This is a genomic window from Centipeda felix, assembly GCF_900186465.1.
Taxonomy (GTDB): Bacteria; Bacillota; Negativicutes; order Selenomonadales; family Selenomonadaceae; genus Centipeda; species Centipeda felix.
On the sequence record NZ_LT891956.1, the window covers coordinates 61,128 to 75,100 of the forward strand.

Genomic DNA, 13,973 nt, shown 5'->3' on the forward strand with positions numbered 1-13,973 from the left:
GCGGCAGACGGCACGCCGCACATCCTATACGGTGAATTTCTGCGTGGAGAATGCGCGCAGTGCCGCACGCTTGTCCTCTTTTGCCACGCCGTCTGCCGATACGGTCAGGAGCGACAGCAGTCGCTCCAGATCCTCGGCGGAGAAGTAGCTGATTTCGAGCCGCCCCTTCCCCTCCTCGCGTCCCGTCTGGATGCGTACCTTCGTGCCGAGGCTGCGCGTCAGGCGCTCCTCTGCCTCACGGACGAAGAGGTCTGGCTTTTTCTCTGGCTTTGGCGGCGCTGATTTTTTCAGTGCGTTCGGATCCTTCGCCAGGCGTTTGACGAGCGCCTCGACGCCGCGCGCCGAGAGCTCGTGCTCCTGGATGTACTCTGCCGCCTCACGCTGCAGCGCGGCGGTCTCGAGCGCGAGGAGCGGACGTGCCTGCCCCATGGTGAGAACGCCGTTCGCGATGAATGCCTGCACCTCTTTCGCGAGGCGCAGGAGGCGGACGCTGTTCGCGATTGCCGAGCGGCTGCGTGCGACGCGGCGCGCGAGCTGTTCCTGTGAGAGTTTGAACTCGGTGAGGAGCCGCTGATAGGCGTGTGCCTCCTCGATTGGGTTGAGATCCTCACGCTGGAGGTTCTCGATGAGTGCCATCTCTGCCATCTCCGCGTCGTTCGCCGTGCGGAAAAATGCAGGAACGGTCGTAAGCCCTGCCATCTTGGCGGCGCGCAGACGCCGCTCGCCCGCGATGAGCTCGTACTTGCCCGCGCCAATGTCGCGGACGGTGACGGGCTGGAGGATGCCGTGCTGTGCAATGGACTCGCGCAGCTCCTCGAGTGCCGCCTCGTCGAACTCGCGGCGCGGCTGAAAGCGGTTGGGCTGGATCACGTCAATGGAGAGCTCCGCCGGGACGCCCGCGGAGGCTGCAGCGGTTTCTGTCTTTTCCTCCGGCGGCGGGTCGGTCGGCAGGGTGAGCGCGTCTTTTCCGAGTCCGAGTGCGCCGAGCCCACGCCCGAGGCCGCCTGTTTTAGCCTTCTTCACGCCGTATGACCTCCCTTGCGAGTGCAATATACATCTCCGCCCCGCGCGATGTGATGTCGTACGAGGTGATCGGCTGCCCGAAGGAGGGTGCCTCCGAGAGTCGGACGTTGCGCGGAATCATCGTCTGATAGAGCGCGTCGCCAAAGACGTCGCGCACCTCGTCGACGACCTGCCCCGCGATGCGCGTCCGCGAGTCGTACATCGTCATCACGATGCCCTGGACACGCAGTTTCGGATTGGCGCGCTCCTTGACAAGGCTGATGGTTTTCATCAGCTGTGCCACGCCCTCGAGGGCAAAGAACTCACACTGGATGGGGATGAGGACGGCGTGTGCCGCCGTCAGTGCATTCAATGTCAGAAAGCCGAGGGAGGGCGGGCAGTCGATAAAGATGTAGTCGTAGTCGGTCAGCACCTCGGCGATCGCCTTGTGCAGGCGTGTCTCACGATGTTCCAGCGACGCCAGTTCCACCTCGGCGCCCGCAAGCTCCACATTGGCGGGAACGACGTCGACGAGGTAGTCCGACTCGATGATGACCTCGCGCATGTGCTTTCCGTCGATCAGGACGCGATAGGTCGTCGCGGGGAGGGTGCTCTTGTCGATGCCAAAGGCACTGGTCGCATTTCCCTGCGGGTCGATGTCGATGAGCAGAACGCGCCGTTTCGCACGCGCGACGGCGGCGGCGAGATTGACTGCCGTCGTCGTTTTGCCGACGCCGCCCTTTTGACTGGCAACCGCAATGATCTTTGCCACGGGATCATCCTTTCTACGGGTGCTGTGGTGGATGTTCTAGAAAAGTACCTTTGCGAGGTGCAGGTACTCGGGATCGAGTTTTTTCTTGTTGTTGACGGCGTCGTAGAGGTTGACGGAGACGACGTGTCCCTTGTGGTAGCCGAACACAATGCCCGAGAGCCCCGAGATGAGTGCGAGTGCAGCCTGCTCGCCGAGCTGGCTGGCGCGTACGCGGTCGATAACTGTCGGCGAGCCGCCGCGCTGGATATGGCCGAGCACCGAGACGCGCGTCTCGATGTCCGTATGCTTTGCGATGTAGTCGCAGACGTCCTGCCCCTTGGCCGCGCCCTCGGCGACGACGATGAGGATGTAGCGTTTGCCGTGCTCGTATGCGTTGGTGAGGTCGTTGACGATCTCCGCGAGGTCAAATTTCTCCTCGGGGACGAGGATGTACTCCGCACCGCCCGAGATGCCCGAGACGAGAGCGAGCCAGCCCGAACCGCGTCCCATGACCTCGAGCACGATGATGCGCCGATGCGCCGATGCTGTGTCGCGCAGCTTGTTGATCGCGTCGATGATCGTATTCGCCGCCGTGTCGCAGCCGATCGTATAGTCCATGCCCCAGACATCGTTGTCAATCGTGCCCGGCAGGCCGACGATGGGGAAGCCGAACTCCTCGGCGAGCAGCTGTGCGCCGCGCAGCGAACCGTCGCCGCCGATCACGCAGAGCCCCTCGATGCCGCGCTCGATGAGGTTCTCATGTCCGCGGCGGCGTCCCTCGGGCGTCGTCCACTCCTTGCAGCGCGCCGTCCCGAGGAAGGTGCCGCCGCGCTGGATGATGTCGCCCACATCCTTGGACTCAAGCTCCCACATATCCTCATCGAGGAGTCCCTGATAGCCATCGTTGATGCCCCACACACGGACGCCTTCATAGAGGGCTGTGCGCGCAACGGCACGCGCCGCCGCGTTCATTCCGGGGCTGTCTCCCCCGCTCGTCATGACTGCAATACTCTTTAACACAACGCATCCTCCCCCTGCCCATCATTTCCATACGCTCAGTGCGCGGTCTTAGGGAATCGCTGATAAAATAAAGTCTGCCAGATTGGCGTAGATTTTTTGTCCGAACAAGGTGGAAAACCGGACGCATAGCAAAAGCTATGTGGAGGATTTTCCGCCGAAGTGCGGGCGAAAAAGATGCGTCAAGATGGTAGTGCTGAATTTATCAGTGCTTCCTTAGCTTTTTCTACCCTTTTATCATAGCACAAACGGCAAAAAAAATCCCCTCTTTTTTTGAGGGGAATGAGAAAAATGTTTCACGTGAAACAATCTACTCATGCGCGAGATCGCGGAAGCGCGTGTATTCCTTCTGAAAATACATGCGCACGGTATCCGTCGCTCCGTTGCGGTGCTTGGCAATGCTCAGTTCCGTGATGTTTGCATTCTCTGTATCCTGATTGTAATAATCCTCGCGATACAGGAACATGACAATGTCCGCATCCTGCTCGATCGAGCCAGACTCGCGCAGATCGGAGAGCATGGGGCGTTTGTCCGAGCGCCCCTCGGTCGCGCGGGAGAGCTGCGAGAGAACGATGATGGGGACGTTCAACTCACGGGCAAGCACCTTCAGTGAGCGCGTCATCTCTGCCACAGCGAGGGTGCGGTTCTCCGCGCGCCCCGGCGCCTGGATGAGCTGAAGGTAGTCGATGGCGATGAGATCGAGTCCATGTTCCGCCTTGAGGCGGCGGGCACGCGTGCGGATATCGAGCACTGTCGTACTGCTCGTATCATCGAAGTAGAGTTTTGTCTTCATGATGCGGTCAGCGACCTTGACAAGCCGCTCCCACTCCTCATCATCGAGCTCGCCGCGGGCAAGGCGCGTCGCGTCGATCTGTCCCTCAGCGCAGAAGATACGATGCATCAGCTGCTCGCGCGGCATCTCCAGAGAGAAGAAAGCGACGGTCCCACCCTGCAGGGCGACGTGCGTGGCGACATTCAGGACGAACGCCGTCTTACCCATGGCAGGGCGTGCCGCAACGATGATGAGATCTGAGGGTTGGAGACCGCGCGTCACACTGTCGAGTGTTGCGAGCCCCGTCGAGAGCCCCGTGATACCCCCCTTTGCCTTGGCGAGTTCACTTACGCGATCCACGGCGTCAAAGACGACCTCCTTCGCAGAGATAAACGCCCCCGTCGTCTGTCCTCCTGCGATCGCAAGGATCTTGCGCTCTGCATCGTCGAGCTGCTCGGCGATATCCTCGCTCGCCTCATACGCTGCCCCCGCAATCTCCGTGCTCGCGTCAATCAGTGCGCGCAGGACAGCCTTCTCCTTGACGATCTTTGCATAGTGTGCGAGGTTCGCCGTGCTCGGCACGGTGTTCGTCAGATTGGCGAGGAACGAGATTCCTCCCACCTGTTCGAGCAGTCCCGACTTTTTCAGCGACTCGGTCACGGTCACGATATCTATAGGCTCACCGTTGCGCAGAAGCAGCTCCATCGCCTCAAAGACGGCACGATGTGCCTGACGATAGAAGTCCTCTGCATGGAGCAGCTCCACAGCCTGCGACACCGCCGCAGGTTTCAGCATCATCGAGCCGAGCACCGAAAGTTCCGCCTCGATGCTCTGCGGCGGCACACGTCCTTCCGGCATATTATACTCCTTTTCGTATCATCATCCACATGAGGGAGGGATTCAACGCGACCCTCCGTCATGCTCTGCATTCTCTTTCCACTTCTCATCGGCGAACAGCACGCCAAAGGCTTCCTCAGCACTCTTGAGGCGGTAGATCTTCAGCCTCAGATGATCCTCGGGGATGTCCTTCTTGTTCTCCCATGGGATGATGAGAGTTGAGATCCCCGCCTGTCGTGCGCCGTATGCCTTTTCAAAGACGCCGCCCACCGGGCGGATCTCCCCCTGCAGAGAGATTTCCCCCGTGACTGCCACATTCTGCCGGACTGCCGCACCGGTCACAGCACTGACAATCGCCGTCAGGATGGCCGCGCCCGCACTCGGACCGTCGATATTGCCGCCGCCAATGATGTTGACGTGGAGGTCATAGTCATGTAGGTCACGTCCCGTCAGGCGACGCATGACTGACGCCGCATTGAACACAGAGTCCTTTGCCATGCTGCCTGCTGTCTCGTTGAAGCGCACAGTTCCTTTCCCCTTTTCTGCCGCAGGGAAAGCGACGGCCTCAATCTCGATGATCGAGCCGAGGAAGCCCGCCACACCGAGGCCGAACACCCTACCCACGGCAGGTGTATTCGAGGCCTTCTTTTTCCCAAAGGGATAGAGGCGGCTCACCTGAACGACCTCGTAGATGTCTTCCTTTGTCACAGGGATACACGGAGGATCTGTTTCACGTGAAACATTTTCCACTTTCTTCCCATCGTCTTGTGTGGAGGAAGGCTCCATGCCGAGGAGTTCTTTTTCTTCCGCGATGGATGTTTCACGTGAAACATCTACATTCGCATCTTCCTGCGTCTCATGTTGTTCCACAGAGGATGTTGGCTCGATTGTTTCACGTGAAACAATGCGCTCCACCTCTGCGTCATCCATGCGGTTCAGTGCGAGGCTATAGGCATCGGCGAGGATGTTAATCGCCTTGCGCCCCTCAATCGTGTATGTGCTGATGAGCTCCGCTGTGCGGGGGGCGAGCGCGACGTGGAGGCGCTGCGCCGCATTCTCTACAATCGTGCGGATATGCGCCGGTGTCAGCGGCTCAAAGTAGATCTCCGCACAGCGCGAGCGCAAGGCAGGGTTGATGTGATCCGGCTCGCGTGTCGTTGCCCCAATAAGTACGAAGTCTGCCGGCGCGCCCTCCTCAAAAAGTTTGCGGATGTACGGAGGGACACGCTTGTCATCGGGGTCGTAGTATGCCGATTCAAAGTAGGCGCGTTTGTCCTCGAGTACCTTGAGCAGCTTGTTCTGGAGCATCTCATCCATCTCACCGATCTCGTCGATAAAGAGGATACCACCGTGTGCATCGGTCACCAGCCCTGGTTTTGGCTCGGGAACGCCACTGTCGGCAAGGTTCTTCTGCGCGCCCTGGTAGATGGGGTCATGCACCGAGCCGAGCAGAGGATTCGTCATGTCGCGCGGGTCCCAACGCAGCGTTGTGCCGTCTGTCTCAACAAAGGGCGCAGTCTCTGCAAAAGGCGATACCGCACGTTTCTTCGCCGCCTCGAGAACAAGGCGTGCCGCTGTCGTCTTGCCGACGCCGGGCGGTCCGTAGAGCAGGAGATGCTGGGGGTAGGGTGAGGAGAGCTTTGCCATAAGGGAGCGCACGGCACGCTCCTGCCCGACGATCTCATCGAACGTCTTTGGGCGCAGGAGCTCCATCACCGACTGTGTGAGATGCACCTTTTCCAGCGCCTCAAGTGCCTCACGCTTTTTCTTGTCATGCGGAGACTCTGCGCCGGGGCTCTCCTCCGAGATTACCTGACGGCGGATGTCGTCCACATACTCCTCATGATCCTTTTCGAGCTTTTCATTCACCTTGCGCTCGATGCGATCCTCCAGATCGCGCCGTGCGAGGATGCCCGCGACCTGCTCCGTCATGCGCGAAAGGATCTCGGGCAGCTCTGTCTCCGCGGGCGGGGGAGAGAGCAGCGGATCCTCCTCAAGAATGCGCATGAGTGCGAGGACGCGCTCACGGCGATCCTCCGAGCGCATGAGTGCCATTGCATTCATCTTGCCCGCTTGGATGACTAGGCGCTCCGTTCCCATTGTATCGGCGAGCATGCGAAAGATCGTCGCGATCTCCTCGTCGATCTGCGCGTCCCGTGAGAGCTTCGGATGCTCCTTCCCCGCGTCCTTGCCGCCGAATAAATCCTTAAAAAAAGACATAGTCCTCCCTTTTGAGAAGGGCTGATGAGACATGCTCATCAGCCCGCTGTATTGTATTCAATCAATATGAGTGCATCGTTCATCAATATTTGCGCAGAGCACGCAGCGATTACTCTTTGCGCACGTGAATCTTGATCGTGGTGGCAATGTTCGGATGCACCTTGACGACGGCCTCATAGATCCCCTCGCCCGTCACCTCTCCATTGATCGAGATCTTGCGGCGATCCACGTCGATGTTCTGCTTCTTCAGCGCCTCCGCGACATCCTTGCCCGTCACAGCACCAAAGAGCCGTCCGTTCTCGCCGATGCGTACGGGGATCTCCACCGTAACCTTTTCGAGCTGTGCGGCCATGAGCTTTGCCTCATCGACCTCCATTGCGTTCTTGCGCGCCTTTGCACCCGCCTGTGCCTTTGCCACGTTCACGTTCGACGTGTTTGCGGGCAGCGCAAGCTTCCTCGGCAGGAGGAAATTACGGCCGTAGCCGTCCGCCACCTCCACGATCTCGCCCTTTTTTCCGATATTCTTTACATCAGCCTGCAGTATGACTTTCACGTTGGTCACTCTCCTCTATATATGCCTTTGCTTTTTCTACCACCTGTGCGCGCACCTCATCCAGCGGGACGCCCTTGACCTGCGCGCCTGCGACATTGGCGTGTCCGCCGCCGCCGAACGCCTCCATGATGACCTGCACATTCATCTCTCCCGACGAGCGTGCACTGATGCCCACCACGTCGCTCGCGAGCGGGAACACATAGATGCTCATGCGCACGCCATCGACGCGGAGCATGCCGTCCGCCGCCTGTGCGGCGATGATCTGCCCGTTTGGCAGGAGATCGGGGAGGCTCCCCACGATCAGCCCGCCCGGGTAGTAGACAGCGTTTGCCTTCGCCCGTGCGAGCGATACCGTCGTCTCGTAGTCGCTCTGGAAGAGCGTGCGGACGAGTACGGGATCCGCGCCGGCGCGACGCAGGTATGCCGCCGCATCAAAGGTGCGCACGCCCGCACCGACGCTGAAATTCTTCGTATCCACCACGACACCCGAGTAGAGCGCCGTTGCATCGAGGCGCGTCGGGCGGACGTTGTCGCCGAAGTACATGAGCAGCTCCGTCACGAGCTCGCTCGCCGAGCTGGACGCCGTCTCGATGTAGACGAGCAGCGGGTTCTTGACGAAATGCTCGCTGCGGCGGTGATGGTCGATGACGACGACCTTCGGAATGCGTTCGAGCAGGGCAGGGTCGGCGAGGATATGCGGGATATGCGCGTCCACCACGACGAGCAGGGAGGACAGTGACGGCGGCTCCGTGATATCGCCGGGACGGAGGAAGAGTCCCTCGTAGGCCTCATCCTTGCGCACGAGATCCACGATGCGGTCAATGCCCTCATTCATCTCGCTGAGGACGATGTGTACCTTCTTCCCGAGAGAGCGTGCCATGCACGCGACGCCCATCGCCGCACCGAACGCATCGTAGTCCTCGTTGTGGTGTCCCATGACGTACACCTCGTCCGAGTTCTCCATAATATCGCGCAGTGCGTGCGCCACGACGCGTGCCTTGACGCGCGTATGCTTCTCGACTGCCTTTGCCTTGCCGCCGAAGAACTGCGTCTTGCCACTGATGTCGAGCGCCACCTGATCGCCGCCACGCCCGAGGGCAAGGTCGAGCTTTGCCTCCGCTTCCTCACCGAGCTCGCGCAGGGTCTGCTCGGCGGCGAGGGAAAGGCCGATGGAGAGCGTCACAGGCATGCCCTTCGTGTTGATGATCTTGCGTACCTGATCGAGGATGTCGAACTTCTCCGCGATGGCGTGGTCGAGTGACCTGCGGTCCAGCAGCGCCACGTACTCACCGTCGGAGATGCTGCGCAGGAAGCCACCGAGCCCGCCGACCCAGCCATCGATCTTTTCGCGGACGGCGAGGAGGAGCATGGACTTTTCCGTCTCGCTCTGTCCCTGCATGATCTCATCATAGTTGTCGATCTGGATGTAGAGGAGGGCGGTACGGCTCCCGTAGTAGCGCTTCTCGAGCGCCGCATACTCCGTCTCGTCCTCGACGTAGAGCGCAATCAGCGGCTCACTATGGTACGATTCCGCGATCATGCGGTGATAGACGCGATAGGAGTGTCCCGCGTGGGAGAAGCGGTGCTCTCCCTCCGTCCCCCAGATGGACTCAAGGTTAAAATGCGGCCAGAAATCCGCGACCGCCGTACCGGGCTCGGGCATCTCGCCAAGCGCATCACCGAGCTGGTGATTGCACCACTCCAGATGCCCCTCCTGATTGACGAGGAGGATCGCCTGCGGGAGACGATCCACGGCGTAGTTCATAACGTCGTTCACATTACGGATGATGCCCATGCAGTAGCGTTCAAATCGCCGCTCCCTGTCACGACATCGTTCCCACGCAAACGCGGCCAGCACCGCCCATAGGAGGAGGGCCGCCGCACCGACAAACGTGCTGTAGCAGAACGTCACGAGCGCAAGCGCAAGCATGACGATCAGATGGATCGTCAGATCGACCCACGCGGATAAGTTCCGCGGCATAGTACCACCTTCTTTACGTTATTTTATCTATATCGAATATGTATTTTCATCGCATATACAGTATATATAAGCCATTAGTATTATTGCTGTTCACGAATGCGTCGGCGATAGTCGTAGACCATATCGAAAAGCCCCGTCCACGAGATGATCTGTGTCATCACGCCGTTGACGAGAATGAACACGTAGATGAGCGCACGCACAAAGGGCGAGACACGGAAGCGCAGGAGCAAGAAATGCAGGAGTGCAAGGCCCTGCACGAGCCCTGCGAGAAACGCAATCACATAGCCGTTGAGCGCCACCTGATAGAGCAGCACGATCTCGCGCGTCGAGCCCCAGTAGATACCGATCAGAGAGAAGGCAAAGAGATAGGGGAACACGACGGGCAGATGCCACGCGGCAAACGGCGGAAGCGCCGTAACGGCGACACCCATGCGGCGCAGCACCTTGCGCATGACAGCATAGCAGACGCCCACCTCGATCAGCGCACTGCCCACGAAGAGCGCAGGCAGCATCAGGAGAAAGAGCTCCAGCACCTCGCTCGCCGCCGCGCGCGTCTCCTCGATCTGTACCTCGGTCATGCCGAGCGAGCGGTAGATCCCGAGCGTCTCATCCATCGCCTGCTGCATGACGGCAGGATCCATCGCAAACGGATTGATGCCGAAGAGCAGGAGGATGAGCAGGCCTGCCGCCGCCTTTCCGAGGAGCGAGGCGAGCGTGCCGCCCACGAGTGCACGCAGGGTGCTGCCCTGACGGCGCAGGAGCAGCCCGAGGGCAAGCCCTGTCGGCGCAAAGGAGAGGACAAACGTCGCCCCCGCCACGGGGGTGGCAAAGAGCATCGTGAGGAGGAGTGCCGCCACTGCCGCGAGCGCGCCGAACCGCCCCCCCGCGCGCACCGTCACGAGCGCGATAAACACGGGCCAGAGCATTCCCATCATCATGGTCAACATGGGCAGATAGATCGCCGCGAGCGCATAGACCACGGCGGCGGCAGTCATGACCCCTGCCGTGGCAGTGGGGCGTGCAGCATGCTCGTTCATTCTGTATCCTTTCAGCGGAGGGATCCCCCGCACTGCCATTCAGGAAGCACGGATAAATGCAGCGCCAATCCGAGGGCTGTTTTATCAGCGATTCCTTTATTCTCTTATCGCAGGAAAGTATTCCCCATTATAACAGATTTCCGCCGCGCTGTCACCGTGTCCGCAAAGCCAAGGGAAATCTTCGCCTCACTCCCCCATAATGCCCGCCATGCGCAGGAGATACTGCGCGTTCGTCGTGTGGCAGCGCCCCGCGCGCATTTTGAAGTCAAAGAGGATCTTATCCCCCTCGTAGTGCTCCTCAAAATGCGCATTCGTCACGGGGATGCCCTCGCGCCCGAGATCGCAGAGCTCAAAGTCGTGCGTCGTCACCACCGTAATCGCGTGCGGCAGTGTCAGGCGACGGATCGCCTCGCGCGCACCGACAATGCGGTCGGCAGAGTTCGTCCCGCGGAAAATCTCATCAATCAAGATCAGCATCGGCTTGCCGCGCTTGCTGTAGACCATCATCTTCTTGATGCGCAGCAGCTCCGCATAGAACGTCGAAATCCCGCCCGCGAGATCGTCGCTGATCTGAATCGACGTATAGACCGCCATCGGCGTGAGCGTAAAGGAGCGCGCACATACCGGCGCACCCGCATACGCGAGGACAGCATTCGCGCCGAGGCAGCGCATATAGGTCGTCTTGCCGGACATATTCGACCCCGTGATGACGAGCGTCCCCGCCGTGAGCTGCGCGTCGTTCGGCGTCGCCGTCTCCTCCGTCAGGAGCAGCAGCGTCGCGTCCTCCGCCATGAGCTGCGGCGCGCCCTCCTCCGCAAAGCGCGGAAACGCGTGCACCTCGCGCGTATGCCCGACGCGTGCGAGCGAGAGCAGCACCTCCGTCTCCGCCCACACCTTCAGCCAGTCGGCAGCCGCCGCACCGTAGCCCTTGCGCCAGTGGGAAAAATACGCCATGCAGTGAAAATCCCAGAGCAGAATCCCATTTGCCAGAATAAAGAAAAAGAAATTGCGCCGCATCGCCGCGCAGTCGGCGAGAATCGTCAGGCGGCTCAGCCCGATGGTCGCGCGCACGGGCGCAAAGAGCGGCGACAGAATCGCGTGGAACGCAGCACTGCGCAGCGGGGCGCGCTCGAGCGCACGAAAGATCCGCCCATAGAGCCGCAGCGCACTCGCCATGTGGCCGAGCGGTGCGAGCTCGCGCTGCGTCCGCGAGAAAAAAGCCATCGCCATCGTGAGATTGAACGTAAAGAGCGCAATCGGAATCGCCCAGCTGCCGCCAAAGAAAATCGCCCAAAACAGCGACCAGACGCAGGCATTGGCAAGAACGATGCCGATGCAGGAAATGAGCTTCAGCGACCCCTTGAGCGGCTGCGCGAGCTCCTTGGCAAGCACACGCGTATCATGCGCATCGGGCAGGAGTGCACCGCGCGCCTCCAGCTCCAGAGCGAGGAGCGGATGGGCGAGCAGCTCCGTCACCGCCGCCTGCCGCCGCCGCATCCTGCGGCGTCGCCGAGAGCGCAGCGGCGAGACGGTCACGCCCCATGCGCGTATGCGCTGCGCAAAGATACTGATAGAGCGACGCCGCGCCGAAAATGTGCAGATCCCGATCGGGCGGACATTTCTCGCGCAGATAGGCAGCGCCGTCCACGGGCGACTTCTTCCAGCTCCCATCAAAGCGCGCGAGATACTCCCCCACCACGCCGAGATACGCCTGCGTAAAGATGCGGCGCCGCTCAAGCCGCCGATGCCGCAGCACGAGCACCGCAAAGAGCAGCAGGAAAAACCCGCCGAGCATCAGCTCCTCCACCGAGCCGCGGTCATAGCCGTGAACGAGGGCGACAAGCATCAGCGGAAACACCGCCGTGCGCGCGAGAATGAACCGCGTCCGCCACGTATCCTGCGTATGCGCATGGGCGAGAGCATGCTCGCGTACATTTTCATAAAAGTCCTTCTTCATAAGGAACTCCTTAAGGGAATCCACAATTCTGGGCAACATTCATAAGGAAACACTGATAAAATGAGGTCTGCCAGATTGGCGTAGATTTTTTCGTCCGAACGAGGTGGAAAACCGGACGCAGAGTGGTGCTCTGTGGAGGATTTTCCGCCGAAGTGCGGGCAAAAAAGATGCGTCAAGATGGTTGTACCGAATTTATCAGTGCTTCCTTAACAGTCATATTATATCATAACGATAATAGGAATGTAGACAGTTTCTGCCAAAACTGTTAGAATACTTATCAAAGGAGGGATGTGCATGGTACAGGACCCATCGGACGCCATACGGCGCATCGAGGCGGACATCCGCACCCTCGACGCACGGATGCTCCGCGCATCGGGTGACCTCGACTACGAAACCTGCCGCTGCGAAAAACGCGCCCTCGAAACTGCCCTCCATGCCCTGCGCAAACAGAGGGAAAGCGGTGCAGATGCAGCATTCAGCCAAAATTCAGCATCATCGGATAGGATAAAAGGCAAATAGTCAAAGCAGAGAAAGGAAAACACTATGTCACAACGTATGACCATGGACGAAGTCCTCAAAGAATACGGCGTCCCCCAGCTGCGTCTCGACGTACACGCGACGCGCAGCGACCTCCTGAAGCTCCGCGAAAAGCTCATGGCGATCCGCGACCTCTCCGACGGGCGCGAGCAGGGCTACCTCGACATCAATTGCAAGCTCTACATCGACGTGGACGACATCGACCGCTACCTCTCAGGCGAGCTCGACACCGTCGGCGAGATCTACGCCTTCCCCGAGGACATCAAGTCCTATCAGGAGTAAGGCATCTTCGTGTGCTCCTCGCAGAACACCTCGTTACGCAAGCGGTCGTCAAGGTATAAATCTGCGTTCTTCAATCCGGTTACGAATACCGGGGCTATCCCCGTATCGAATGATATATGAAGGAGAATATGGAATGAAACTAAAGAAACTCATCGCTGCGGCAATGGTCGGCTCGCTGGCCTTTACCGCACCCATCATCGTCCCGAACGCCGTGCAGAGTACGCTCGGTGCACAGGCAGAGGCCGCCAAGGGCGGCGCGCGCATCTCACCGAAGGCGACGCCCAAGGCCGCACCGAAGGCATCCGAGGGACAGAGCAGCAGCGGCAAATCCGTCTCGGGGAACGGCAACAGCTACGCCCCCTCGAAGAACGCGAACCAGCTGGAAAAGAATGCCCCCGCGGCAAACAGCAAGGCGAATGCAGCAAACGCCGCGACCCCCGCTAAGAGCAGCACAGGCTGGGGGAATACCCTGCGCAACATCGGCCTCCTCGCGGGCGGCATGATGCTCGGCGGGCTCCTCGCGAGCCTCCTCGGCGGCATGGGCAGCGGCCTCCTCGCCGACATCCTCGGCGTCCTTGTGAACGTCGCCATCGCCGTCGTCGCCTTCATGGTGCTGCGCTGGTTCTGGAACCGCTTCCGCTCCCGCAAGGAGGAGGAGAACGTCTACCAGCGTGCAGAGCAGCCGCGCGCGGCCGCACCGCAGCCGCCCATCACGGACATCCGTCCGCAGGGCACCGCACCGCAAAACGCCGCGCCGATGGACGTCACACCGCAAAACGCCGCGCCGATGGACGTCACGCCGCCGACCTCGGCACTCGATGCCGGCGACAGCCCGCGTGCCATCGCCGACCGCTATCGCAGCCGCTGAGATACACAGAGAAACGTGGGACACTGCACGAAGCTCCGGCTTCGTACAGTGTCCCTTTTCTTATGCCCATACACTTACTGAAGAATCCCATCAGAGAGATTTCCCACCCTGTAAAAACACAAAAGCAAATCAGTAAAACAATATAGATAAATTCCATAA

Annotated in this window: 11 protein-coding genes and 1 pseudogene; 3 read left to right on the forward strand and 9 right to left on the reverse strand. The window is 60.2% G+C overall.

All coding sequences use genetic code 11. The annotated features are described in order from the left end of the window. Window positions 1-24: 24 nt before the first annotated feature. From C1713_RS01335 to C1713_RS01380, 9 genes and pseudogenes are all read right to left on the reverse strand, one after another. Window positions 25-1,023: a ParB/RepB/Spo0J family partition protein gene (locus C1713_RS01335; RefSeq protein ID WP_061945374.1), complete on the reverse strand. Its 999-nt coding sequence runs from the start codon at window positions 1,021-1,023 to the stop codon at window positions 25-27. Then, window positions 1,010-1,774 carry a ParA family protein gene (locus C1713_RS01340; RefSeq protein ID WP_102492779.1) on the reverse strand — a complete coding sequence of 255 codons (765 nt, stop codon included), beginning with the start codon at window positions 1,772-1,774 and terminating at the stop codon, window positions 1,010-1,012. The genes C1713_RS01335 and C1713_RS01340 overlap by 14 nt, the downstream gene beginning before the upstream one ends. Before the next feature lie 36 nt (window positions 1,775-1,810). Further along, window positions 1,811-2,773: a 6-phosphofructokinase gene (gene pfkA, locus C1713_RS01345; RefSeq protein WP_102492780.1), complete on the reverse strand. Its 963-nt coding sequence runs from the start codon at window positions 2,771-2,773 to the stop codon at window positions 1,811-1,813. Window positions 2,774-3,080: 307 nt separating this feature from the next. After that, entirely contained in the window at window positions 3,081-4,400 is a 1,320-nt protein-coding gene (gene dnaB, locus C1713_RS01355) for a replicative DNA helicase (protein ID WP_102492782.1), read from the reverse strand. A gap of 42 nt (window positions 4,401-4,442) precedes the next feature. Next, window positions 4,443-6,599 carry a S16 family serine protease gene (locus tag C1713_RS01360; protein WP_102492783.1) on the reverse strand — a complete coding sequence of 719 codons (2,157 nt, stop codon included), beginning with the start codon at window positions 6,597-6,599 and terminating at the stop codon, window positions 4,443-4,445. A gap of 109 nt (window positions 6,600-6,708) precedes the next feature. Next, window positions 6,709-7,152, reverse strand: coding sequence for a 50S ribosomal protein L9 (gene rplI, locus C1713_RS01365; RefSeq protein WP_009753407.1), 444 nt, complete (start codon window positions 7,150-7,152; stop codon window positions 6,709-6,711). Continuing rightward, window positions 7,130-9,133 (reverse strand): DHH family phosphoesterase, encoded by a 2,004-nt coding sequence (locus C1713_RS01370; RefSeq protein ID WP_102492784.1) that lies wholly within the window; start codon window positions 9,131-9,133, stop codon window positions 7,130-7,132. The genes rplI and C1713_RS01370 overlap by 23 nt, the downstream gene beginning before the upstream one ends. Before the next feature lie 80 nt (window positions 9,134-9,213). Further along, a complete protein-coding gene (locus C1713_RS01375) occupies window positions 9,214-10,170 on the reverse strand; it encodes a YybS family protein (RefSeq protein ID WP_170950740.1) in 957 nt (318 codons plus the stop codon). 186 nt (window positions 10,171-10,356) lie between these two features. Beyond that, window positions 10,357-12,127, reverse strand: a pseudogene (locus C1713_RS01380) (MutS-related protein). Between the two features lie 294 nt (window positions 12,128-12,421). Between C1713_RS01380 and C1713_RS01390 the strand changes: the two are divergent. The 3 genes from C1713_RS01390 to C1713_RS01400 all read left to right on the forward strand — a co-directional run bounded on the left by C1713_RS01390 (window position 12,422) and on the right by C1713_RS01400 (window position 13,814). Beyond that, entirely contained in the window at window positions 12,422-12,646 is a 225-nt protein-coding gene (locus C1713_RS01390) for a hypothetical protein (RefSeq protein WP_050342246.1), read from the forward strand. A 24-nt stretch (window positions 12,647-12,670) separates the two neighbouring features. Further along, entirely contained in the window at window positions 12,671-12,946 is a 276-nt protein-coding gene (locus C1713_RS01395; RefSeq protein ID WP_102492786.1) for a hypothetical protein, read from the forward strand. A 133-nt stretch (window positions 12,947-13,079) separates the two neighbouring features. Further along, window positions 13,080-13,814 carry a hypothetical protein gene (locus tag C1713_RS01400; RefSeq protein ID WP_102492787.1) on the forward strand — a complete coding sequence of 245 codons (735 nt, stop codon included), beginning with the start codon at window positions 13,080-13,082 and terminating at the stop codon, window positions 13,812-13,814. Window positions 13,815-13,973: the final 159 nt, after the last annotated feature.

What these genes read in the sequence shown, in the direction of transcription:
- C1713_RS01370 (WP_102492784.1), bottom strand. Translation starts at nt 9,133, where the DNA reads ATGCCGCGGAACTTATCCGCGTGGGTCGATCTGACGATCCATCTGATC.
- C1713_RS01360 (WP_102492783.1), bottom strand. Translation starts at nt 6,599, where the DNA reads ATGTCTTTTTTTAAGGATTTATTCGGCGGCAAGGACGCGGGGAAGGAG.
- C1713_RS01400 (WP_102492787.1), top strand. Translation starts at nt 13,080, where the DNA reads ATGAAACTAAAGAAACTCATCGCTGCGGCAATGGTCGGCTCGCTGGCC.
- dnaB (WP_102492782.1), bottom strand. Translation starts at nt 4,400, where the DNA reads ATGCCGGAAGGACGTGTGCCGCCGCAGAGCATCGAGGCGGAACTTTCG.
- C1713_RS01390 (WP_050342246.1), top strand. Translation starts at nt 12,422, where the DNA reads ATGGTACAGGACCCATCGGACGCCATACGGCGCATCGAGGCGGACATC.
- C1713_RS01395 (WP_102492786.1), top strand. Translation starts at nt 12,671, where the DNA reads ATGTCACAACGTATGACCATGGACGAAGTCCTCAAAGAATACGGCGTC.
- C1713_RS01375 (WP_170950740.1), bottom strand. Translation starts at nt 10,170, where the DNA reads ATGAACGAGCATGCTGCACGCCCCACTGCCACGGCAGGGGTCATGACT.